Origin of the sequence: Gordonia sp. YY1, from assembly GCF_009872315.1 — a bacterium.
In the GTDB taxonomy this organism is placed as follows: Bacteria; Actinomycetota; Actinomycetes; order Mycobacteriales; family Mycobacteriaceae; genus Gordonia; species Gordonia amicalis.
The window spans coordinates 1-22,967 of record NZ_WXYI01000002.1; the positions used below are offsets into that span (position 1 = coordinate 1).

20 protein-coding genes, 1 tRNA gene and 1 pseudogene are annotated in these 22,967 nt (G+C 66.7%); 12 read left to right on the forward strand and 10 right to left on the reverse strand.

Going from position 1 to position 22,967, the window contains the following annotated elements:
* Nucleotides 1–307 precede the first annotated feature (307 nt).
* The 4 genes from BPODLACK_RS03205 to BPODLACK_RS03220 all read left to right on the forward strand — a co-directional run bounded on the left by BPODLACK_RS03205 (nt 308) and on the right by BPODLACK_RS03220 (nt 3,214).
* Nucleotides 308–955, forward strand: a complete 648-nt coding sequence (locus BPODLACK_RS03205) for a dihydrofolate reductase family protein (protein ID WP_159404711.1) — start codon at nt 308–310, stop codon at nt 953–955.
* A gap of 52 nt (nt 956–1,007) precedes the next feature.
* A complete protein-coding gene (locus tag BPODLACK_RS03210) occupies nt 1,008–1,760 on the forward strand; it encodes an isocitrate lyase/PEP mutase family protein (protein WP_159404712.1) in 753 nt (250 codons plus the stop codon).
* Nucleotides 1,761–1,882: 122 nt separating this feature from the next.
* Nucleotides 1,883–2,326, forward strand: a complete 444-nt coding sequence (locus BPODLACK_RS03215) for a pyridoxamine 5'-phosphate oxidase family protein (protein ID WP_159404713.1) — start codon at nt 1,883–1,885, stop codon at nt 2,324–2,326.
* A 42-nt stretch (nt 2,327–2,368) separates the two neighbouring features.
* Entirely contained in the window at nt 2,369–3,214 is an 846-nt protein-coding gene (locus tag BPODLACK_RS03220) for a hypothetical protein (RefSeq protein ID WP_159404714.1), read from the forward strand.
* 184 nt (nt 3,215–3,398) lie between these two features.
* Here the strand turns inward: BPODLACK_RS03220 and BPODLACK_RS03225 are convergent, their stop codons facing one another.
* Nucleotides 3,399–4,610 carry a TetR/AcrR family transcriptional regulator gene (locus BPODLACK_RS03225; protein WP_159404715.1) on the reverse strand — a complete coding sequence of 404 codons (1,212 nt, stop codon included), beginning with the start codon at nt 4,608–4,610 and terminating at the stop codon, nt 3,399–3,401.
* Nucleotides 4,611–4,809: 199 nt separating this feature from the next.
* Between BPODLACK_RS03225 and BPODLACK_RS03230 the strand changes: the two are divergent.
* The 5 genes and pseudogenes from BPODLACK_RS03230 to BPODLACK_RS03250 all read left to right on the forward strand — a co-directional run bounded on the left by BPODLACK_RS03230 (nt 4,810) and on the right by BPODLACK_RS03250 (nt 10,207).
* Nucleotides 4,810–5,615 (forward strand): annotated as a pseudogene (locus BPODLACK_RS03230) (enoyl-CoA hydratase-related protein).
* Between the two features lie 85 nt (nt 5,616–5,700).
* Complete coding sequence (fadD5, locus tag BPODLACK_RS03235; protein WP_159404716.1) at nt 5,701–7,305, forward strand: fatty-acid--CoA ligase FadD5; 1,605 nt, start codon at nt 5,701–5,703, stop codon at nt 7,303–7,305.
* A gap of 258 nt (nt 7,306–7,563) precedes the next feature.
* A complete protein-coding gene (locus tag BPODLACK_RS03240) occupies nt 7,564–8,694 on the forward strand; it encodes an NDMA-dependent alcohol dehydrogenase (RefSeq protein WP_024500437.1) in 1,131 nt (376 codons plus the stop codon).
* Nucleotides 8,695–8,742: 48 nt separating this feature from the next.
* Nucleotides 8,743–9,561 carry a serine hydrolase domain-containing protein gene (locus BPODLACK_RS03245; RefSeq protein WP_006434900.1) on the forward strand — a complete coding sequence of 273 codons (819 nt, stop codon included), beginning with the start codon at nt 8,743–8,745 and terminating at the stop codon, nt 9,559–9,561.
* 127 nt (nt 9,562–9,688) lie between these two features.
* Complete coding sequence (locus BPODLACK_RS03250) at nt 9,689–10,207, forward strand: DUF3145 domain-containing protein (protein WP_006434901.1); 519 nt, start codon at nt 9,689–9,691, stop codon at nt 10,205–10,207.
* Nucleotides 10,208–10,366: 159 nt separating this feature from the next.
* Here the strand turns inward: BPODLACK_RS03250 and BPODLACK_RS03255 are convergent, their stop codons facing one another.
* The 6 genes from BPODLACK_RS03255 to aceE form a co-directional block, all read right to left on the reverse strand.
* Nucleotides 10,367–11,818: an acyl-CoA carboxylase subunit beta gene (locus tag BPODLACK_RS03255; protein ID WP_006434902.1), complete on the reverse strand. Its 1,452-nt coding sequence runs from the start codon at nt 11,816–11,818 to the stop codon at nt 10,367–10,369.
* 72 nt (nt 11,819–11,890) lie between these two features.
* Nucleotides 11,891–13,159 (reverse strand): KasA/KasB family beta-ketoacyl-ACP synthase, encoded by a 1,269-nt coding sequence (locus tag BPODLACK_RS03260; protein WP_006434903.1) that lies wholly within the window; start codon nt 13,157–13,159, stop codon nt 11,891–11,893.
* Nucleotides 13,159–13,461 carry a meromycolate extension acyl carrier protein AcpM gene (gene acpM / locus BPODLACK_RS03265; protein WP_006434904.1) on the reverse strand — a complete coding sequence of 101 codons (303 nt, stop codon included), beginning with the start codon at nt 13,459–13,461 and terminating at the stop codon, nt 13,159–13,161. Before acpM ends, BPODLACK_RS03260 begins: the two co-directional genes overlap by 1 nt.
* Nucleotides 13,462–13,591: 130 nt before the next feature.
* A complete protein-coding gene (locus tag BPODLACK_RS03270; protein ID WP_006434905.1) occupies nt 13,592–14,500 on the reverse strand; it encodes an ACP S-malonyltransferase in 909 nt (302 codons plus the stop codon).
* A gap of 195 nt (nt 14,501–14,695) precedes the next feature.
* Nucleotides 14,696–15,970 carry a PucR family transcriptional regulator gene (locus BPODLACK_RS03275; protein WP_006434906.1) on the reverse strand — a complete coding sequence of 425 codons (1,275 nt, stop codon included), beginning with the start codon at nt 15,968–15,970 and terminating at the stop codon, nt 14,696–14,698.
* A gap of 76 nt (nt 15,971–16,046) precedes the next feature.
* Complete coding sequence (aceE, locus tag BPODLACK_RS03280; protein WP_024500436.1) at nt 16,047–18,950, reverse strand: pyruvate dehydrogenase (acetyl-transferring), homodimeric type; 2,904 nt, start codon at nt 18,948–18,950, stop codon at nt 16,047–16,049.
* A 142-nt stretch (nt 18,951–19,092) separates the two neighbouring features.
* Between aceE and BPODLACK_RS03285 the strand changes: the two genes are divergently transcribed.
* The 3 genes from BPODLACK_RS03285 to BPODLACK_RS03295 all read left to right on the forward strand — a co-directional run bounded on the left by BPODLACK_RS03285 (nt 19,093) and on the right by BPODLACK_RS03295 (nt 20,820).
* Entirely contained in the window at nt 19,093–19,713 is a 621-nt protein-coding gene (locus BPODLACK_RS03285) for a hypothetical protein (RefSeq protein WP_024500435.1), read from the forward strand.
* A gap of 199 nt (nt 19,714–19,912) precedes the next feature.
* Nucleotides 19,913–20,341, forward strand: a complete 429-nt coding sequence (locus BPODLACK_RS03290; RefSeq protein WP_006434909.1) for a DUF3052 domain-containing protein — start codon at nt 19,913–19,915, stop codon at nt 20,339–20,341.
* The gene (locus tag BPODLACK_RS03295; protein ID WP_006434910.1) at nt 20,338–20,820 is read left to right on the forward strand and encodes a peroxiredoxin; all 483 of its coding nucleotides are present in this window, start codon (nt 20,338–20,340) and stop codon (nt 20,818–20,820) included. The genes BPODLACK_RS03290 and BPODLACK_RS03295 overlap by 4 nt, the downstream gene beginning before the upstream one ends.
* A gap of 54 nt (nt 20,821–20,874) precedes the next feature.
* On the opposite strand, the gene BPODLACK_RS03300 is transcribed toward BPODLACK_RS03295, so the two are convergent.
* The 3 genes from BPODLACK_RS03300 to BPODLACK_RS03310 form a co-directional block, all read right to left on the reverse strand.
* Nucleotides 20,875–20,946: transfer RNA gene (locus tag BPODLACK_RS03300), tRNA-Val, on the reverse strand.
* A gap of 165 nt (nt 20,947–21,111) precedes the next feature.
* The gene (locus BPODLACK_RS03305; protein WP_006434911.1) at nt 21,112–21,819 is read right to left on the reverse strand and encodes a CPBP family intramembrane glutamic endopeptidase; all 708 of its coding nucleotides are present in this window, start codon (nt 21,817–21,819) and stop codon (nt 21,112–21,114) included.
* Between the two features lie 40 nt (nt 21,820–21,859).
* Nucleotides 21,860–22,936 carry an NAD(P)H-binding protein gene (locus BPODLACK_RS03310; protein WP_006434912.1) on the reverse strand — a complete coding sequence of 359 codons (1,077 nt, stop codon included), beginning with the start codon at nt 22,934–22,936 and terminating at the stop codon, nt 21,860–21,862.
* Between the last annotated feature and the right edge of the window lie 31 nt (nt 22,937–22,967).

Below are 22,967 nucleotides of genomic sequence, written 5' to 3' on the forward strand. Positions count from 1 at the left end.
GCCACCCAGCAGCGGCAGCACCGCCAAACACTGCTCAACCGCAAATACCTGGCCCACCCGCAACGCTTCCGGCGCCCACCCCGGGCCCCGGAAATCCCGACCACCGTCGGGATCAACCACAGAAGAACAACCAACCAGCCCCTGTCTCAGACAGGTTGAGAAATTCCGGCGTCGGGGTGGAAATGTCGAAAAGCGGTGGATTTGCCGGGGCTGGACCGACCTGCCGTCCCACCGATGAGTTCCGCTGCGGTGGTGAGTCTGTCCTGCATAGATTGCTCATGCCGGACGACGACAGGAAACGACAAACATGCCGCAGCTACTCAGAGTGCAGAATTTCGCGGTCTCGCAGGACGGGATCGGTGCAGGTGAGAATCAGACCTTCGAGAGGCCCTTCGGTGACACCGTCGAGCCCTGGGAACTGATGTCGTGGGCCGGAGCCACTGCCAGCTGGCCCAACCGCACCGATCCCGGCGGCGCGCGCGGGCTCGACGACTACTTCACCCGGGACTTCACCCACAACATCGGCGCGGAGATCATGGGCCGCAACAAGTTCGGGCATCAGCGCGGCCCGTGGACCGACCACGACTGGCAGGGGTGGTGGGGCGACGAACCGCCGTTCCACACCCCGGTGTTCGTCCTGACTCACCACCTCCGACCGTCGTTCACCCTGGGTGAGACCACTTTCCATTTCCTCGATGCCACACCGGCGGAGGCAGCCGAGACGGCGAAAGCGGCAGCCGACGGCAAAGACGTCCGGATCGGCGGTGGCGTGAGCACGGTGCGGGAGTTCCTCGACGCCGACCTCATCGACACGCTGCACGTCTCGGTCGCGCCTGTCACGTACGGAAAGGGTCTGCGCCTGTGGGAGTCGCCGGAGGACCTGGCGGACCGCTTCGAGCACGAGGTGATCCCGAGTCCCAGCGGAGTCACCCACCATTTGTTCTGGCGGAAGTAGTTTTTCGCCAAGCCCCGGAATGTCTGCTGCGAGCGGGGTAGTTGTAGGGGTCATGACGGAACTAGCCGACAAGGCCGCGACTCTACTCCAACTCCACAAGCCCGGGGACCCGGTGATCCTGCCGACCGTGTGGGACGCATGGTCGGCGAACCTGGCGGTGTCCGCCGGGTTCACCGCATTCACCGTCGGCAGCCACCCGGTGTCCGATTCGATCGGCAAACCCGACAACGAGGGAATCACCTTCTACGAGCTGACGACTCGGATCAAACAGATCACCGCAGCGGTCGACGTCCCGATCTCCGTCGACATCGAATCCGGCTACGGCGAGGACCCCAAGACGCTGATCGACGGCCTCATCGACGCCGGGGCCGTCGGCCTCAACATCGAGGACACCGTGCACAGCGAGGACGGCCGACTTCGCGAGGCCCAGGAGCACGCCGACTTCGTGGGTGCTCTGCGCGCCGCGTCGGACGCCACCGACGTCCACGTCGTCATCAACGCCCGCACCGACCTGTTCCTCAAGCAGGTCGGCGACGAATCCGACCGCGTCGACCGCGCCATCGCGCGGATGAAGCTCTGCGCGGAGGCCGGAGCCGACGCGCTCTATCCGGTCGGCTTCCACGACGACGCCACGCAGAAGCGGCTTGCCGACGAACTGCCGCTTCCGGTCAACGCCATCGGGCACCCGACCAAGAACAACAAGGCGGCACTCGCCGCGCTCGGCGTCGGACGCGTGAGCTTCGGGCCGCTGTTCCAGAAGGTGCTCGCCGAACGTGCAGCCGAGGTCCTCGCTCCCTGGAAGTAGTCCGACGTAGATGTCGCGGATCGTGACCGTCGACGTCACGTTCCGCGACATCTGCAGACCGGCCGGAAACGGTGCCGCGCGAATCCGGCACGAGTGTCGGAGGTCGGGTTTACCGTCGGGACATGGCACTCACCAAGAGCGAACGAGAAGCGTTTCTGGCAGAACCGCATGTCGCGGCGCTGTCTGTGGAAGCCGAACCGGGGAGGGCGCCGCTGACGGTGCCGATCTGGTACCACTACACACCCGGCGGAAGACCGTGGGTGCTCACCGGCACCGAGTCGCGGAAGCTGAATCTCATCCGGTCAGCGGGGAGGTTCACCCTCATGGTCGACGAGGTGTCGCCGCGCCTGAAGTACGTATCGGTGTCCGGCAACGCCGTCGACATGGTCGCCGGAACCCGAGACGACCTGCGCGAGATGGCCTCTCGGTACCTCCCGCCTCAGGCCGTCGAACCGTACATCGAGATGGCGGAGAAGGAGCACGGCCCGCAGACCAAGCTGTACCTCGACCCTGAGCAGTGGGTGTCACTGGACCTCGGCAGCCTCGGAGATCTGCCGGTCATATGACGCGGGACACAGTGCCCGACGCGGCATCGCTACATTGAACCCATGCCGAAGCCTCGTCAGACCTCCGACGCACCCGACGCCACCCCGGCGACGACCGACGTCGAAGATGGCGTGACCCCGCTCGACGGCGAGCAGTTCCTGCAGGCCAACCGCACGAACCGGGAGAAGTTCCGGGCCGAGGCGGAGGCCAGGGCGGCAAAGGCCGCACGCAAGGCGGGGCGTCGTGGGGAAGGAGACGACGCCGTCGTCGAGGGCGAGACCGAGCCGGACAGCACGGAAGCAGGGGCCACGGGGGAGTCCGCTGAGGACCGCACACCCCGCAAGCTCGACCGGAAAGCCGCCACCGGCAAGAACAATCGCTGGACGGGCTGGGCGACCCGTCTCGGCAAGAAGACGTGGGCGGTCGTCGCGTTGACGGCCGTCGCCGTGGTGCTCACGGCGTCGACCGCGGTCCTGGCCGTCGCCTACGTCGACGCCGACCGCCGGGCCGACACCGCGGTCAGTACGATCGACACGACGATCCTCGACACCGCCCGCAAGTACGCCACCGAGATCACGACCTACAACTCGGCCGACTATTCCGACCTCGACCGTCGAATCCGGGAGATCTCGACCCCCGCGTTCACCCAGACCTACATCCAGTCCTCGCAGGACGCCCGACGCGGCTCCACCGAGGCAGAAGCGGTGTCGACCGCGAAAGCCGACAACGCCGGCATCATGTCCCTCGACGAGGGAAAGGCCGTCGTGCTCGTCACTCTCGACCAGACCGTCAAGTCGCCGCAGACCGCGAAACAGTTCCCCGAGGGATTCCCGTACCAGTCGCGGGTGAAGGTGACGTTGGTCCAGAACGACGATCGCTGGCTGATGGACGACTTCGCGGTGCTGTAGGGATGGTTTCGACGCGACGCCTCGCGTCGCTCGGTGTCGGCTCAACCGGCAGGGGGTGGCGAACGGGGTTTCGACGCGACGCCTCGCGTCGCTCGGTGTCGGCTCAACCGGCAGGGGGTGGCGAACGGGGTTTCGACGCGACGCCTCGCGTCGCTAGGTGTCGGCTCAAGAGCGGGGCTTCGACTCAGTCATTCTCGCCCAACAGAATTCGCGTCGACAGCGCCTCGATGCGCTCAGGGGAGGGTTGTGGTCTCAATCGCGTCAGGTCGGTGACGACGTTGAGCGCGGCGTGCACCAGGAAGCGGGCGTGGGTGATCGAGAGGTTTTCGCGTTCGCGGCTCACCCAGGTCGCCCACTCTTCCACGGTGATGCGCTGCTGGTTGCGGAGCGCGTTCCGCGCCTCCGGGGTGGCGTGGCCGATCTCGGTCTCGTAGACGCTGATCAGATCGGTTGTGCTGCAAGTCAACCGGACGTATCTGTGAACCATGCCGACGATTGCCTCGCGTGGTGTCGTCGAGTTGGCCAGGGCGTCGGAGATGGCGCTGGTGACGCGATCGGTCGCCCGCCAGAACGCGGCCTCGAGGATGGCGACCTTGCTCGGGAAGTGGCGGTACACGCCGGATGCCGGTAGGTCGGCGGCATGGGCGATGTCTTCGATGGTCACGTCGCGGAATCCGCGGGCCGCGAAGAGGTTGATCGCCTCGGTCAGGATGATCTCGCGTTTCGCGGCCGGCGCGAGGCCGTGAACGCCGGAGGCCACCGGTTCCACCGGATCGGGGAGGTCGACGTCGAGGAGGCTCATCGCGGCGTCGGGAATGAGGCTGGTGACCTCGCGTGCGGGCAGCGAGGCGCGGTGGGTGGTCGGACTGGCGGCGACGCTGGTCATCGCGGCGGCGATCAGATTCGCGTCAGCATCACCGAGCCCGGGACGAAGACGTCGCGCAGCCGCTCGGACGCGCCGGTGCTGATGGACGACGACATCCCGGACGATGGCGCGATCGTCCGGCTCGAGATACCGGGACTCCCACCGGTAGAGGCCACCCTTGCGACGGTTCTCGAACGAGGCGGCCGTGATCGCCACGAGAAGGGAGCGCAGCTCGTCGTCGCCACCGGTCTCCACCGCGTCGAGTGCGGACCGCAGCGACTGCGCGAGTACGGCGGTCGTCTCGGCGAACAGTGCGTACTTGTTCGGGAAGTGCCTGTACAGCGCGGGCGCGGAGATCCCGACCGCGTCGGCGATGTCCTCGAGACGGACCGCGTGATAGCCGCCGTCACTGAATGCCTTGGCCGACGCGTCGACGATGAGTCGTCTCCGGTCGGCGGGGCGGCGGCGTCGGGTGCCCGGAGCATCGGTCTGGGACGTCTCGGAAGGCGGCGTCCCCGGGCGCACGGTCATGGCGACCCACTCTAGCCGGATACGACGTTCACGAGACACATTCCGGTGCCTCGACCAAAAACACCAGGAAGAATCGTTGGAACGCGAGAATAAGTTAACCAAGATTCTCGTGATCTGCGTCGCACTGTGGTAAAAATCTAGGCGATGGCACAGATGGGATCACCTGTGTCTATTTGTCCGGTCACCAGTGGGGAGAACAGTGAGCGACGAGACCAGCCAGAGCGCAATCGTGACCTCGGTCGACGACCGCGGGGTTGCGCGGCTGACGATTTCCGTCCGGGGAAGATGAACGCTCTCGACACCGAGGCGAACCTCGGCATCAGGGCTGCGATGGAGCAGTGGTCGTCGAGTGACGACGTCCGGGTCATCGTGATCGACGGTGCGGGCGGAAGCTTCAGCGCCGGGGCCGATGTCGTCTCCATCAACTCGCAGTCGACCGCCAACGGGTCGTCGGGGCTCGACCCCGACCAGGCCCGCGGGATCATCTCCGCCGGTTCCGAGCTCGTGCGCGCGGTGCGGTCGGTCCAGGTCCCGGTCATCGCCTCCGTCGACGGACCGGCCGCGGGAATCGGCGCCTCGCTGGCTCTGGCCGCCGACCTCATCTACACGACCCAGCGGTCGTACTTCCTGCTCGCCTTCATCAACATCGGTCTGATGCCCGACGGTGGCGCGTCGATGCTGTTCACCTCGGCCGTGGGCCGGGTCCGCGCCAATGAGCTCGCCCTCCTCGGTGAGAAGCTCCGCGCGCCGGAGGCTCTCGCCGCGGGCCTGATCAACGGGGTCTACGACGATCGCGCCGCACTCGACGAAGCTGTCGACAAGGTCGCCGCGAAGCTGGCCGGCAAGAGCCGCTCCGCGCTGCGCCTGACGAAGTCGGCCCTCGACGCACACACGATGTCCGGCTTCGAAGCGGCCATCGAGCGGGAACTCGAAGGCCAGACCGAACTGCTGCAGTCGCCGGAGTTCCAGGCCGCCATCGCCGCCTTCGCGGGCGCCCAGAAGTGAACCTCGGCCCACGCCGAACACTCACCACCACACACGTTTTCACCCATCGCTCGACACGATGAAAGACAACAAGGAGACCGATCGTATGACCGCGACCGTCGACACCGTCACCGACCTCGCCACCGAACCGCTGCGCTCGCGCCGCAACCACTGGATCAACCAGGTCAAGCGCCACGCCTTCATGAACCCCGACGGCCCGGCCCTGAAGTTCCTCGGGAAGGTCACCACCTGGAAGGAGCTCGACGAACGGACCCGCGCCTTCGCCGCGGCGCTGACCCGTCGCGGCGTCGGGTTCGGTGACCGGATCCTCATCGTCCTGCTCAACCGCACCGAGTATGTCGAAGCGACGTTGGGTGCCAACCTGATCGGCGCCATCCCGGTGCCGGTGAACATCCGCATGAGCCCCGCCGAGATCGCCTTCCTGGTCAACGACAGCGGCGCCAAGGTCGTCGTCACCGACACCCTGCTCGCCCCGCTCGTCGATGCCGTCGCGGCCTCGACCAATGCGATCGACCACATCGTCGTCGTGGGGGGATCCGACAAGGACAACCACCTCGATTACGAGGCGCTCGTCGCCGAGGACTCCTCGGATCTGCCGGAGATCGACGTCCCCGAAGAGACCGTCGCGCTGATCATGTACACCTCGGGCACCACCGGAAAGCCCAAGGGCGCCATGCTCACCCACACCAACCTGCAGGCGCAGGCAGCCACCTGCATGCAGGCGCTGCACACCCGGTCCGACGACATCGGCTCGTGCGTCGCGCCGATGTTCCACATCGCCGGGCTTGGTGCCATGACGCCGCTGTTCTACATGGGGGCACTGTCGGTCATCCACCCACTCGGAGCGTTCGACCCGAACGACATGCTCGACACCATCGAGCGAGAGGGCACCACCTCGATCTTCCTGGTGCCGGCTCAGTGGCAGGCCGTGTGCGCCGCCCAGCAGGCCAAGCCGCGCGACCTGAAGCTGCGCGTGATCAGCTGGGGCGCGGCCCCGGCCTCGGACACCGTGCTGCGCGCGATGAACGAGACCTTCCCGGACGCGCTGAACGTCGCGGTCTTCGGTCAGACCGAGATGTCGCCGATCACCTGCGTACTCGAAGGCAAGGACGCCCTGCGCAAGATCGGCTCGATCGGCAAGGTCGTGCCCGCGGTGACCGCCCGCGTCATCGACCCGGAGGGCAACGACGTCGCCCAGGGTGAGGTCGGCGAGATCGTCTACCGCGGACCCAACATGATGAAGGGCTACTGGCAGAACGAGCAGGGGACCGCCGACGCCTTCGCCGGTGGCTGGTTCCACTCCGGCGACCTCGTGCGTCAGGATGAGGAGGGGTTCCTCTACGTCGTCGACCGCGCCAAGGACATGATCATCTCGGGTGGCGAGAACATCTACTGCGCCGAGGTCGAAAACGTGCTGTTCGGTCACCCGAGCATCAGCGAGGCGGCGATCATCGGTCGCGCGCACGAGAAGTGGGGCGAGGTGCCGGTCGCGGTCGTCGTCCCCGCCGCAGGCGTCGAGGATCTGACCCTCGCCGACCTCGAGCCGTACCTGAACGAGAACCTGGCCCGCTTCAAGCACCCCAAGGACCTGGTCATCGTCGAGGAACTGCCGCGCAACGCCGGTGGCAAGGTCGTCAAGCCGACCCTGCGTCAGACCTACGGGTCCAAGGACGCCGGTCTGGCGAACTGACCGCTTCGATCGTTTCTTCGGCCCGTCCGGGCCCGCGCTGATCGGCGCACACACTCCGACCTGGGCGCGTGTTCCCAAGCGCCCAGGTCGCCGTGTTTCCAGCGTCTCGACGGTCCGTCGAACGGCGTAGGGAGTCGATGGAACACGGACTAGGACACGTTCCAATTTTGTGGTTGAGTGACTACAGTCACAAGCGTCGGCAACGACGCGGGTAGACCTCCCGGGGCGAGACGTTGCCGGGTCGAACGGAGGAGATCAGTGAAGACCAAAGGTGCGCTGCTGCGCGAGAACAACAAGCCGTGGGCGATCGAGGAGATCGAGATCGGTGACCCCAAGGCGCACGAGATCAAGATCAAGATGGAAGCAGCAGGCATGTGCCACTCCGATCACCATCTGGTGACCGGTGGCATCCCCATGGCGGGTTTCCCGATCCTGGGTGGGCACGAGGGTGCCGGCGTCGTCGCCGAGGTCGGCGAGGGTGTCACCGATTTCGAGGTCGGCGACCACGTCGTGCTGTCGTTCATCCCGTCGTGTGGCAAGTGTCCGTCGTGCCAGTCGGGCATGGCCAACCTGTGCGACTTCGGCGCCATGCTGCTGCAGGGCGAAGCCGTGTCGGACAACACCTTCCGCATCCAGACGGCAGCCGGCGAGAACGTCTACCCGATGACCTTGCTGGGCACCTTCGCGCCCTATATGGTGGTGCACGAGGCGTCGGCGGTGAAGATCGACAAGGACATCCCGTTCGAGGTCGCCGCTCTGTGCGGCTGCGGCGTCCCCACCGGCTACGGCTCGTCGACCCGCAGCGGTGACGTCCGCCCCGGCGAGGACGTGGCCATCGTGGGCGTCGGCGGCGTCGGTACGGCAGCCCTGCAGGGGGCGGTCATCTCGGGTGCCCGCAACGTGTTCGCCATCGATCCGGTGGAGTGGAAGCGTGAGCAGGCGTTGAAGTTCGGGGCCACCGCGGCATTCGCATCGGTCGAAGAGGCCGCCATGGCCATCGCGGAGACCACCCACGGCGGTATGTGCCAGAAGGTGATCGTCACCGTCGGTGAGGTCCACGGCAAGGATGTCGATCTGTGGATGGGGATCACCGGCAAGGGCGGCACCTGTGTGCTGACCGGTATGGGCAACATGCTCGAGAGCGACGTGACCCTGAACCTCGCCATGCTGACGCTGCTGCAGAAGAACCTGCAGGGCTCCATCTTCGGCGGCGCCAATCCCAAGCTCGACATCCCGCAGCTGCTCTCGATGTACAAGATCGGCAAGCTCAACATCGCCGACATGATCACCCGCCAGTACCGCCTGGACCAGATCAACGAGGGCTACCAGGACATGCTGGAAGGCCGCAACATTCGCGGTGTCATCCGCTACACCGAAGAGGATTGGTGAGCCCTGTGCCCACCGGCCGGCACGCGTCCACGGGTAACGTGACCCGATGTGTCGGTCCTTGAATCTCTGACGGAATGGCCCGTCGACAATGTGTCGGCGGCGATCATCACCCGTGACGGGGTCGCCGAGGAATTCGGCGACCCCGCTCGCGACTATGAGCTCGCCTCGGTCACCAAACTCCTCGTCGCGGAGGCGGTTCTGGTGGCCGTCGAGGAGGGGGCCGTCGAACTCGACGACCCCGCCGGTCCGCCCGGTGCCACTGTCGCGCATCTCCTGGCCCACGCATCGGGACTCGCCTTCGACTCGCGGGACATCGAGGCGGGGGTCGCGGAGAAGCGCATCTATTCGAGTGCGGGGTTCGAGATCCTGGCCGAGACCGTCGAACAGGCGGCGGGCATCGCGTTTCCGGAGTACCTCGCCGACGCCGTCAGCGCGCCTCTCGGACTCGAATCGACCGAGCTCCACGGACCGGCCGGCCACGGTGCACGATCCAGCACCGCAGATCTGGCCCGTTTCGCGCAGGAGCTCCTCGCACCGCAGATCCTCGCCCCCGAGACGCTCGCCGATGCGACATCGGTGCAGTTCCCGGGACTCGACGGGTTCGTGCCGGGATACGGGAGGCATCGTCCCAACGACTGGGGCCTGGGCTTCGAGATCCGGTCGAAGAAGTCTCCGCACTGGACCGGGGCGGGCAACTCGCCGCGGACTTTCGGGCACTTCGGCCAGGCTGGGACTTTTCTCTGGGTCGACCCCGACCTGCAGGCCGCCTGCGTCGTCCTCACCGACCGGTCGTTCGGACCGTGGGCGAAGCCGTTGTGGAGTGAGTTCAACGATCGAGTCGTCAGTGAACTTTCGTCACAGAAATGAAGTTTTCTCGCACGAGAAACTAGCGCAACACGTGCATCTTGAGGCACAATAAATCCCACGAGTGTGATATCCGGAGTCGCGAGGTGTGTTGGGGAAGACGTTCCTCGTCGACAACGGAGGTGAAAAGGTGCGCAATCTGAACCAGTTTGCGGACATGACAACGGGAGTGGTCTACATCCACTCGGCGCCGGTGGCGCTGTGCCCGCATGTGGAGTGGGCTCTGTCGTCGACCCTGAATGCACGCGCGAACCTGAAATGGTCGGCACAGGACGCCGAGCCGGGTATGCAGCGTGCGACTGTCGACTGGGCGGGGCCGGTCGGGACAGCGGCACGTTTGGTGACCGCTCTGCGCGAGTGGTCGGCGCTGCGGTTCGAGGTCACCGAGAACCCGAGCGAGGGTGTCGACGGCGAACGCTACAGCTACGTGCCGGGTCTCGGGCTCTGGCGCGGATCGACCAGCGCCAACGGCGACGTCATCGTCGGCGAGAACCAACTGCGCTCGCTGATCGAATCGCAGCCCGACCGTGCCGGACTCGCCGGCGAACTCGAAGCCGCCCTCGGCACGGCCTGGGACGACGCCCTCGAGCAGTACCGCATGGGCGGTGCCGGGGCCGAGGTCACCTGGCTGCAGCAGCGGGTCGGCTGAGGAGCGCCCTCCGCAAGCTCTGGGGCTACTCAGGGAGCGTGAACTTCCCAGGGAGCGCGGTGAGTACATCCCGCGATCTCAGGGACACACGAGAAACGCCACCGGTGAGAACCGGTGGCGTTCTTCGTATGTCTGTCGACGTGTGGGTCCGTCAGGCGGTCACAGCGGGATGTTCTTGTGCCGACCGCGTCGGGCGGGTGCAGCCGCGAGTGCCTCGGCGATGATGCTGCGCGTGCGGGCCGGGTCGATGATCTCGTCCACGACGCCGATCGACTGGGCCCGTCCCACGCCACCGGCGATGGCCTCGTGCTCGGCGGCCAGGCGATCGTGGAGGGCGTCACGCTCATCGTCGGGTGCGGCGGCGAGTGCCTTCTTGTGCAGGATGCCCACGGCGGCCTTGGCACCCATGACGGCGACCTCGGAACCGGGCCAGGCGAACACCGCGGTGGCACCGAGCGCACGCGAGTTCATCGCGATGTAGGCGCCGCCGTAGATCTTTCGGGTCACGAGCGTGACGCGGGGAACCGAGCACTCGGCGAAGGCGTGGAGCAGCTTCGCGCCGCGGCGGACGACACCGTTCCATTCCTGGCCGACACCCGGCAGGTAACCGGGGACATCGGTGAGGACGATGAGGGGGATACCGAAGGCGTCGCAGAGGCGGACGAACCGGGAGGCCTTCTCGGCGCTCTCCGAGTTCAGACACCCACCCATGCGCAGCGGGTTGTTGGCGATGACGCCGACGCTGCGGCCCGACAGCCGACCGAATCCGACGACGATGTTCGGCGCCCACTTCGCCTGCAACTCTTCGAAACTCGAGATCTCGGTCTCGCCGTCGGCGGCCAGCGCCGTGTCGAGCAGCTTCTCGACGACCGGGTGGACGTCATAGGCGCGACGGGCGGATTCGGGCAGCAGGGCCTTGAGGTCGGTGTCGCCGGCGGCGGCCAGCTCACGGTTGAAGTGGCCCTGCTGGGTGAAGGTCGAGACGAGACGGCGTGCGCGCCACAGGGCGTCGGGCTCGGAATCGGCCACGATGTGGCAGACACCGGACTTCTTGCCGTGTGTGGTGGGACCGCCGAGCGACTCCATGTCGACGTCCTCGCCGGTGACGCTGCGGACGACATCGGGTCCGGTGACGAAGACGCGACCGGCCGGAGCCATGATCACGATGTCGGTGAGGGCGGGTCCGTACGCCGCGCCGCCGGCCGCGAAGCCGACGACCACCGAGATCTGCGGGATGTACCCGGAGGCCCGGACCATGGCCTCGAAGACCTGACCCACCGCGTGCAACGCCTCGACCCCCTCGGCGAGGCGTGCGCCACCCGAGTGCCAGATACCGATGACCGGCGCCTGCTCGGAGATGGCGGTGTCGATGGCGTTGACGATGTGAGCACATCCGACGACACCCATGGCACCGCCCATGACGGTGCCATCGGTGCAGTAGGAGACCGTGCGAACGCCGTTGACCAGGCCGACCGCGGCCTGGACACCGGACTTGTCGCGAGGGTGCAGCAACGACATGGTGCCTTCGTCGAAGAAGTTCGTCAGCCGCAACAGGGGGTCGCGGGGATCGGCGGCTTCTTCGCGGCCGGGCATGGGAGCCAAGGTCGTCATCGCAGTCTCCTCCAGGGGTGTCGGGCGTGGTTCGTCTCGGGCGCTGCCGAGATCGGCGAGGAGGCCGAGGACTCAGTAGTGACCGAAGGCGAGCGCCACGTTGTGCCCACCGAAACCGAACGAGTTGTTGATCGCGTAGTCGATCTGTCCGTAGCGCGGCTCACCGTGGACGACGTCGATGTCGCATTCCGGGTCTTGGTTCTCGAGGTTGAGGGTCGGCGGGATGACGCCTTCCTCGACGCTCTTGATGGTGAGGACCGACTCGAGAGCACCGACGGCACCGATCGAGTGTCCGAGAGCGGACTTCGGTGCGTACACCGCGGCATGCTGACCGATGGCGGCGATGATGCCCGCGGACTCGGCGGTGTCGCCGATCGGGGTCGACGTCGCATGCGCGTTGATGTGGGTGATGTCGGACTTCTGGAGACCGGCGGTCTGCAGGGCGCGAGTCATCGCGCGGGCATTGCCCTGACCGCTGGGATCCGGGGCCACCAGGTGGAATCCGTCGGAGGTGATGCCGGAGCCGAGGAGACGCGCGTGGATGTGCGCACCGCGGGCCCGAGCGTGCTCCTCGCGTTCGAGGATGAGCATCGCGGCACCTTCGCCGAAGACGAAGCCGTCGCGGTCCTTGTCGAACGGACGAGAGGCGGCTGCGGGGTCCTCGTTGCGGGTGCTCATGGCACGCATCATCGAGAATGCCGCGATCGGCACCGCGTCGATGCGTCCCTCGACGCCACCGGTGACGACCATGTCGGCGTCACCCATGACGATGTGGCGCCACGCGTGTGCGATCGCCTCGGCCCCCGACGAGCACGCCGAGACCGGGGTGATGACGCCTGCGCGGGCGCCGACGTTCAGACCGACGACGGCGGCCGGACCGTTGGGCATGGCCATCGACACGGCGAGCGGGGACACCTTGCGGTAGTTGCCCGTGCTTTCCATGGCCTTGACGGCGTCGACCATCGCGTCGCCGCCACCCTGACCGGTGCCGACGACCACGGCGAGACGGTCGGGGTCGACCTCGGGTTCGCCGGCCTGCGTCCAGAGACGCTTGCTCAGCACGTGGGCGATGCGCTCGACATAGGCCATCCGGCGGGCCTCGACTCGGGTGACCTCGTCGGTCGGATCCTTCAGCAGACGACCGCCGATACGAACCGGCAGGTTGTACCTGGTGATGAAGTCGTCGGTCAGGACGCGGATGCCCGACTCACCCGCCAGCAGTGCTTTCCACGTCGAGTCGAGATCTTCGCCGAGCGAGGTGGTCGCCACCATGGAGGTGACGACCACGCTCGGGAAGTTCCCACCCAGCGTCGAGTAGTCGCGGAGGGAGGGGGAGCTCATCAGTTCTGGTCTGCCTCGACCTGAGCCTTGATGGCAGCCGCAGCCTCGGGGTTCTCGCTCTCGAGCTTCTGGATGTACGAGACGGCGTCGCCGACGGTGCGCAGACCGGCCAGGTCCTCGTCGGGGATCTTCACGCCGTACTTGTCCTCGGTCTGGACGGCGATCTCGACCATGGACAGCGAATCGATGTCGAGGTCGTCGACGAACGACTTCTCGAGGGTCACCTCGGACGGCTCGATGCCGGTGACTTCCTCGATGATCTCGGCGATGCCGGCAATGAGTTGTTCCTGGGTGGCAGCCACTGTGTGGTTCCCTTTCCGTGTATCGGGTAGATGAGTTTCCGGAGCGCAGGACGGACCCGAGAGAGTCCGCGCGCTTGGACAGATCGGCGTCGGGGCCGATCTTCCGGGGGTCGCGGACTAACCGCGACCGCTATCCAAGTTCAGTGATCTTCGCGATGTCGCCGGGCTCCTTGAGCGCCAGCGATGGGGTGCCCTTCAGCTCGCGCTTGGCGATCCCCACGAGCGTGCCCGCCGGCGGCAGTTCCACGACGGCGGTGGCCGAGTTCTCACGCAGGTACGCCGAGCAGAGATCCCAGCGGACCGGCCTGGTCACCTGGCCCACCAGTTTTGTCAGTGCTTCGGAGCCATTCGTTACAGGCTGCCCGTCGGAGTTCGACAGCAACGTGCGATTCGGGTCGGACGGGGTGATCTTCGCGGCCGCCGCGGCGACGGCGTCCTGCGCCGGAGCCATGAAGTGGGTGTGGAAGGCGCCGGCGACCGCGAGCTTGCGGATACGGGCCTTCTCCGGCGGGGACGCGATGAGCTCGTCGATCTTGTCGACGGCTCCGGCCGCGACGATCTGGCCGACCGCGTTGCGGTTGGCCGGGACGAGTTCGAGTTCCTCGAGGCGGGCGAGCACGGCGGCTTCGTCGCCACCGAGAACGGCGGCCATGGTGGTCGGTACGAGAGCGCAGGCCTTGGCCATCTCGGCACCGCGGATCGCGGCGAGGGTGACGGCCTCGTCGGCCGAGATCACACCGGTGATGGCGGCGGCGGCGAGCTCGCCGACCGAGTGGCCGGCGACGACCGCGTCCGCGGGCAGCTCGCCGTTCTTGCGGGCCTCGTCGAAGGCGAGCAGGGCGGCGACCACGACCAGCGGCTGGGTCACCGCGGTGTCGGTGATCTCTTCCGCGGTGGCGGTGGTACCGAGTCGTTCCAAGTCCAGTTGAGTGAGCTTGGACCACGTGGCGATCTGATCACGGGTACCGGGCAGGTCGAGCCACGGCGTGAGCATGCCGGGTGTCTGGGAACCCTGGCCGGGAGCAAGCAACGAAAGCACGTGACCAGAGAACACCCTTTCCCCGCCCTATGTGGGTGTAGAGAAGCATGAACCTTGTCGCAGGGTTTTGTAGGGTTCCCACAAACTTCACCGAAGTGCCACCTGCTTCGTCATCAGGCTGAGATTCGTTACCGAAACGTGTTCTTAAGGCTCCTATCAGCATAAATGGCGAATCGGACATGTTACTCGTGTGGCCTATGGGGCAGAAGACTCCGTTTTGTGCCGTAAGTGTGTCAAACGACCGACGGTCGTCGCGATCCGTAGTACATACGCGTCGCGGGGGTTCGTCGGGTCGCGCCGTGTGATTTCCGCAATCTTCTTCAGCCGGTACCGGACCGTATTTGGATGTATGTACAGAACGCGCGCGCAGGATTCGACCGATCCGCCGGAGTCGAGATAGGCCTCGAGCGTCGTCGTCAGAGTGGAGCCTCCCGCCGACAGCGGACGGACCACCGATTCGACCAGAGCGGTCACCGCTGACTCGTCACCCTTGAGTGCACGTTCGGGTAACAGTTCGAGACTGTGGACCGGTCGCGGTGCACTCGGCCAGCCCACCACCGCCTCGATCGCGGCCATCGCCTCGGCGGCACTGGTGTGGGCGCTGCCGAGGTTCGGCATGGTCGGCCCGATGACCACCGGGCCGTCGGCGAAGTGCGTGAGGAGAGCCGAGACGAACTTCTCCGTCGGCCGTGCCGGTCCGCTCACGATCGCGACCAGCACCGAGCCCTGGACCACCGACAGCGCCGACCGGTCGAACTGCCGTGCCGTGTTGTGGATGGCCAGTGGCACCGAGACGTTCTGTTCGGGCGGCGGAGTGCCCACGATCACCGTCGCCGGGGCGTCCGAATCCCAATTCAGGGCGGCCGCCCGAGAGAGGAGCTGCGGTCCGGTGTCGCCGCGAACCACCGCGTCGACGACCAGGGCCTCGAGTCGGGAGTCCCAGGCGCCACGCGACTCGGCGGCCGAGGCGTAGATCGCCGCTGCGGCGAAACCGATCTCCCGTCCGTAGCGCAGGACCGACTCGGTGAGTGCACGGAGCTGGGCGTCGTTCCGGGCGAGCAGCGGCAGCCACTTCTCGAAGAACTCCATCGCCACGCGGACCATCTCGACGGTCTGCAGCAGGGTGATGCGGCGGGCGAGGTCCTGCGGTACCACCTGGAACGCTTGGACCGTGAACTTCACGTTGCCCTCGGGATCCTGGATCCACTCGACGAAGTTCACGACCGCGGTCTGCACGACCAGCTGCACACTCGCGCGCTGCGCGGCGTCGAGGTCGCCGAAATAGGGCAGCTGGTCCTGCATCGAGTGGACCGCCTCGGTGGCGAGGCGGCCGCTGTACTGCTTGACCCGCCGGAGCAGCGTGTCGGGCAGCGCGTCGTGCACGGTGGCGGGGGCCGGCACATGGGCACCCCGCGCACCGAACACGTCAGCCGGCGGTGTTGTGGGCTGATTCACTCGCGCGTCGGACACGACCTCAATCTAGTCCCTGTTCAGGCCATGCCGGGATCGCCGGTTCCCCTCGAACGGCGGCGGCCCGGTTTCCGGGTCAGGCCACGCCCGGATCGCTGGTCTGCTCGGGAGCGGCGGCCACGTCGTCGATCTTGTACTTGTCCGCGGCCTGCTTGGCCACCGACATGTCGAGGTGGCCGTCGCGGGCGAGCGCGACGAGGACCGCGACCACGATCGACTCGGCGTCGACGTTGAAGAAACGCCGCGCGGCCGGGCGGGTGTCGGAGAAGCCGAACCCGTCGGTGCCGAGCGTCAGGTACGTACCGGGCAGGTACGCACGGACCTGCTCCTGGACGCCGCGCATGTAGTCGCTGACGCCGACGAACGGTCCGGCCGCGTCGGCCATCAGTTCGGTCAGGTAGGCGGGCGCGGGCTCGGTGCCGGGATCGCGCAGTGCCTCCCGGTCGGCGCGGATGCCGTCGCGGGCCAGCTCACTCCACGATGTCACCGAGTAGACGTTCGCGCCGACGTTCCACTCCTCGGCGAGCAGTTCGGACGCACGCAGCGCGTCGGGCATCGTGACGCCGGAGACCAGGATGTTGGCCGGGTACTTCTTGTTCTCGGGAGCCTTCTGGAACAGATATCCGCCCTTGACGATGCCCGTGGCGTCGAGGCCCTCCGGCTTCGCCGGCTGGCTGATCGGCTCGTTGTAGACGGTGATGTAGTAGAAGACGTTCTCCGGGTCCTCGCCGTACATGCGCGTGAGACCGTCGTCCACGATGTGGCCGAGTTCGTAGGCGAACGCGGGGTCGTAGGCGATCACGGCCGGGTTGGTCGCGGCGAGCAACGGCGAGTGGCCGTCGGCGTGCTGCAGGCCCTCACCGGTGAGCGTCGTGCGGCCCGCGGTGGCGCCGATGATGAAACCGCGCGCCATCTGGTCGCCGGCCGCCCAGAAGCTGTCGCCGGTGCGCTGGAAACCGAACATCGAATAGAAGATGTACAGCGGGATCATCGGTTCGTCGTGGGTGGCGTACGACGTGCCGACCGCGGCGAAGCTGGCCGTCGAACCGGCCTCGTTGATGCCTTCGTGCAGGATCTGCCCCTCGGAGCTCTCCTTGTAGGCGAGCATCAGTTCGGCGTCGACCGAGGTGTACAGCTGGCCGTTACGGTTGTAGATCTTCAGGGTCGGGAACCACGAGTCCATGCCGAAGGTGCGGGCCTCGTCGGGGATGATCGGCACGATGCGCTTGCCGATTTCCTTGTCGCGCAACAGTTCCTTGAAGACACGGACCAGCGCCATGGTGGTCGCGACCTGCTGCTTGCCCGAACCCTTCGCGGTGGCCTTGAGGGCCGAGGAGGTGTCGGCCTTGAGCACCTTGGACTTCGTGCGACGGCTCGGCAGGAACCCGCCGAGGGTCTTGCGGCGGTCCAGCATGTACTGGAGCTCCGGAGAATCCTCGCCGGGATGGTAGTACGGCGGCAGATACGGATCCTTCTCGAGCTGCTCGTCGCTGATCGGGATGCGCGTGCTGTCGCGGAACGCCTTGAGGTCGTCGAGCGTCAGCTTCTTCATCTGGTGGGTCGCATTGCGTCCCTCGAAGTGCTTGCCGAGCGTGTAGCCCTTGATCGTGTGGGCCAGGATGACCGTCGGCTGGCCCTTGTGCGTCATCGCCGAGGCGTAGGCGGCGTGGATCTTTCGGTAGTCGTGGCCGCCGCGCTTGAGGTTCCAGATCTCGGCGTCGGAGAGGTCCTTGACGAGCTCCTTGGTCCGCGGGTCGCGGTTGAAGAAGTGTTCGCGGACGAAGGCGCCGTCGTTGGCCTTGTAGGTCTGGTAGTCGCCGTCGGGCGTGGTGTTCATCAGGTTGACCAGCGCGCCGTCACGGTCGGCGTGCAGCAACGCATCCCACTCGCGGCCCCAGATGACCTTGATGACGTTCCAGCCGGCGCCGCGGAAGAACGACTCCAGCTCCTGGATGATCTTGCCGTTGCCGCGCACCGGGCCGTCGAGTCGCTGCAGATTGCAGTTGACGACGAAGGTCAGATTGTCGAGACCCTCGGTGGCCGCGAAGCTGGCGAAGCCGCGCGATTCCGGCTCGTCCATCTCGCCATCGCCGAGGAACGCCCACACATGCTGGTCGGAGGTGTCCTTGATGCCGCGGTCGTGCAGGTAGTGGTTGAAGCGCGCCTGGTAGATCGCGTTCATCGGGCCGAGACCCATCGAGACGGTCGGGAACTCCCAGAAGTCCGGCATCAGGCGCGGGTGCGGATACGACGGCAGACCGCCGCCCTCACCCGCGTGGCTGTGTTCCTGGCGGAAGCCGTCCATGCGGGCCTCGTCGATGCGGCCCTCGAGGTAGGCGCGTGCATAGATGCCGGGGGAGGCGTGGCCCTGGATGAAGATGTGGTCGCCGCCGCCGGAGTGGTTCTTGCCGCGGAAGAAGTGGTTGAAGCCGACCTCGTAGAGCGACGCCGACGACGCGTACGTCGAGATGTGGCCGCCCACACCGACTCCCGGGCGCTGGGCGCGATGCACCATGATCGCGGCGTTCCAGCGGATCATCTGACGGAAGCGGCGCTCGACCTCCTCGTCACCGGGGAACCAGGGTTCTGCCTCGGTGGGGATGGTGTTCACGTAGTCGGTGGAGGTGAGCGCGGGGATCGACACCCGCTTCTCGCCGGCGCGTTCGAGGAGCCGCAGCATCAGGTAACGGGCGCGTCCGGGCCCCGCGGCGTCGAGAAGGGCGTCGAACGAATCGAGCCACTCGGTGGTCTCGTCGGGGTCGATGTCGGGCAGATAGGACGCGACTCCTTCGCGGATGACGCGGACCCGGTGTCCGCTTCGTCCGGCAGCACGTCCATTGGAGCTCGAGTCGGCTTGGCCGGCGTGCTCGCTGGGAATCGTGTCCTGCGTCGCCTGGTCCATCTGGTCGGTCACGGTGATGCCTACTCCCTCTGACAGGCCGGACTCGGGGTGGTGGTCCGACTGCATGGCGTACGACACTGCAACTCCTTTTGTTGTGCGGTGTCACCCCTCATCGTGCCCCATGTGAGGGGGCTTGGCACCGCTGGATCTGTGTAGGCTGTCGCGATCGCGAAGGTGCTGTAGCGTCCTTGCAGCGTTACCGATGAGTAGGGGGATGGCGATGCTGGGCACAGGGGAGGCCGGGCCCGGCCGCGGCGGACATCGGGGTGTCCGGGTGAGCGCGACCATCGGCATGGCATTCGGGGGAATCATGCTGTCGGCGTGCACGTCCACGGTCGGAGGTGCCGGTGTGCCGGCGCCCGGCGAGGTGGCGGTCTACCGGTCGGAGGTGTCGGCCTCGGCGGCTGCGCAGGTACGTGCCGAGGGCGTCGAACTCTGTCGGGAGTCGATGTCGTCGATGGTCGTGATGCTGCGCGGCTACAACACCTTCATCAAGCGGCTCAACACGACGCATTCGTATCCGGAGGTCGGGGACCTCGCCGACAAGGCGCGGGCGAGCCTCATCGCGGGTGCCGACCAGATCCGGCCGAAGATCACCGACACCTCACCGCCGGAGATCGCGTCGCCGGCGCGGACGTTCCTGGATGCGACGACGCGTCTCGAGAACGCGATCCGCAAGGAACTGCGCACCGAACTCAACCCGGTGTCGGGGCAGTGGACGCGCGACAAGGCGCGCCTTCTCGAGGTCTGCGGGGAATACACGCCCGTCCCGGCGGCCTCCTCGGCCACGCCCCGGACCTCGGTTCCCGCCGGCCCGGCTCCGACGAGTCCCGGTCGCTGATGCGCCGTCGCCCGGTGTCGGGGGTTCGTGCGATCGTGCAACCGTCGTCTGAAAAGAAACGCCCGAAATCGAGTGACGTCGGTCGGCTTGCAATGTGAGGCTCTAGGCTGTTGCCTATGCTGACAGGCGAGTTGGCGAAAAGAGACGTACAGACCGGCGACGAGAACAACGTCCCATCACCCTCAGGAGGTCACGCGCGGTGGTAGCCGCCACAGACGGTACGGGCAGCAACGCCCAAAAACTGGGCTTGAAGGCAGGCTTGGTCGTGCAGGAAGTCGGTTGGGACGATGACACGGACGACGAGCTCCGGGCCGACATCGAGGACGCGATCGATGCCGAGATGGTCGATGAGGATGCCGACGACGTCGTCGACGTCGTGGTCCTCTGGTGGCGTGAAGGCGACGGAGACCTCGTCGACGCGCTGATGGACGCCATCGGACCGCTGGCCGAAGACGGATACGTGTGGGTGTTCTCGCCCAAGACCGGGAAACCCGGATATGTGGATCCGAGCGAGATCGCCGAGGCGGCCCCCACTGCGGGTCTCACCCAGACATCGGCGATCAGCCTGGGGGATTGGTCGGCCGCCCGACTCGTCCAGCCCAAGGCACGCTCGGGCAAGAAAGCATGAGCGATGCTCTGCCCACCGCGCCGCTGAGCGTCGGTGATCGGGCACCTGATTTCGAACTGCGGGATCAGAACAACCAGCTCGTGTCCCTGAGCGCGTTGCGTGCCGAGCGCAACGTTCTCGTGGTCTTCTTCCCGCTCGCATTCACCGGCACCTGCCAGGGCGAGCTGGGCTACATCCGCGACCAGCAGCCGCGTTTCGAGAACGACGACGTGACCACGGTGACGGTCTCGGTGGGACCCTCGCCGACGCACAAGGTGTGGTCGGCGGCGCAGGGCTTCTTGTTCCCGCTGCTGTCCGACTTCTGGCCGCACGGTGAGGTGGCGAAGGCCTACGGCGTGTTCAACGAGGAACGCGGCTACGCGAATCGTGGCACGTTCCTCGTCGACCGCGAGGGTGTCATCGTCTACGCCGACATGGTCGGGCCGGGCGAGGTGCGCGAGAACGACGTCTGGGACAAGGCTCTCGGCTCGATCGGCTGATCCGTTCTATAGCTCCGAGCCGCGCTCAGCGCGGGTTGGAGCTATAGATCTCGGTGCGCGCAAAGGGATTCGAACCCCTGACCGCTGGTGTGTAAGACCAGAGCTCTACCGCTGAGCTATACGCGCGTGCACCGCCTCCGCGGCGGCACTTGCGAGAACGAATCTAGCGGGTCGACGCCGAACGCCCAAACTGCGGAGCCGCGACCGGCGAACCTCACCTCGACATGCAGACGTCGATCGAGGTCTGCACGTCGACGCCGAGGTCCACCGGTCGCGCAGCGGGTCGACTCGTCAGGCGAAGACCGGCGGGAGTGCGAGGACCATGACGGCGCCCCAGATGACGTGCGTGATCGCGGGCGCGAGGACACCTGCGGTGCTGCGTCGGAGGATGGCGCAGACGGTGCCCAGGACGGCACCGGCGAAGCCGAGCATCACATTGCCGCTCGCCATGGTGACGAGCACGTAGATGACCGTCGACACCAGCACCGGGTTGTGGGGGCGGGCTGCCGAGTAGACCGCCCCGCGGAAGAACAGCTCCTCGGCGAGTCCGTTGATCATGGTGATCGCGGTGACGACGGCGAGGCTGCCGTAGTCGGCGAAGGCGAGCACCTGGTTCGCCAGGTCGCTGACGCCGGGGATCATCCGGGCGATGAGACCGCCGACGACGAACGCGGCACCGACCGCGAGGCCGACGACGACGCCCAGTCCCACGGCGCCGAGACGATCAGGGGGCCGGGACGCCGTCGGGCTGTAGGCACCGAGTCGCAGTTTGCCGGAGGTGAATGCCCCGGCGATCCACACCACGGCCATTCCGGCCGTCAGCGGGTAGAACGCGGTGTCGCCGGGCTCCACGCGCATCGAGACGCCGAGCATGACGGCCCCGATGACGAGGAAGACGCCGACGATCCAGCGGCGTCGGACGTAGTGGGAACCCGGATCGGGATCCCGATCCGTGGCTATCGAGTTGTAGAGGTCGCGCGCCAGTGCAGTCACCAGCACTCATCACCACCTAGGTCGGTCGTCTACGGACACGAATCATTCAGGGACGGCTCGACAGAAAAGCTCCGGCGATCTTCGCCGACACCCGCAGCGTGCCACCGATCGTCTCACCGATAGTGCGTTTGACACGCAACCAATCGCCGCCGGCCCACGCCGGGTCGGTGTCGGCCAGGTGGTGCAGGTCGTTCAGATCGCAGACGGAACGGGGATATGGGGACTCCACAGATGCCCGCACGGCATCGCGCATCGGCGTCAGACCGCCCTCGGGTGGTGGCACCAGTTCGCGGATGCGATGCTCCGACGCCGTCATCGGATGGTTGAGCGACGTCACCAGTTCCTCGGTCAGCGACGCCGGAACCGGCACGAACATGCCACCCAGCCGGCCCGCGACGCGGGTACTGACGCCGAAGACCGGAAGCCGCAGCCGCGGGAAGCGGACCGCGGAGATGTACTCGTGCAGGATCGAGATATAGCGGGCGTGGTCGGGGCCGGATATATCGTATTCGCCTGGCGGAAGCGATGATTCACATGCCGCGACGAGGTAGTGAATGGCGTCGCGGATGGAGATCGGGTCCATCTCGTTGGTGATCCAGTCGGGCTCGGGGATCACCGGGAGGCGGTCGGCCATGTAGCGGATGATCTCGAACGACGTCGACCCGGCGCCGATGATCACCGCCGCACGCAACCAGACGAGTTCCGGGCCGCCTTCGACGACCAGCCCCTCGGCGACGTCGGCGCGGCTCTGCAGATGCGACGAGAGGTCGCCGCCCCCCGGCACGAAGCCACCCAGGTAGATGATCCGGGCGACGTCGGCATCGCGTGCCGCCTCGGCGACGTTGCGTGCCGCGTCCCGATCGCCGCTGGCGAAGTCGTCCGTCCCGATGGCATGGACCAGGTAGTAGATCGCGTCGATGTGGCCGGCGTCGGACATCGCCCTCTTCACCGAGATCGGATCGTCGACGTCCATGGCGACCTTGGTGACGTCCGACGACCAGCCGAACCGGTCGAGCTTGCGGGTGTCCCTGGACGTGACCACCACCTCGTGGCCCTGCCTGAGCAATGCGCATACGAGTCGGGAGCCCACGTACCCGGTCGCCCCCGTGATGAGTAGCCTCATGCCTTCGACCGTAGAGAAGAATCGGCGATCC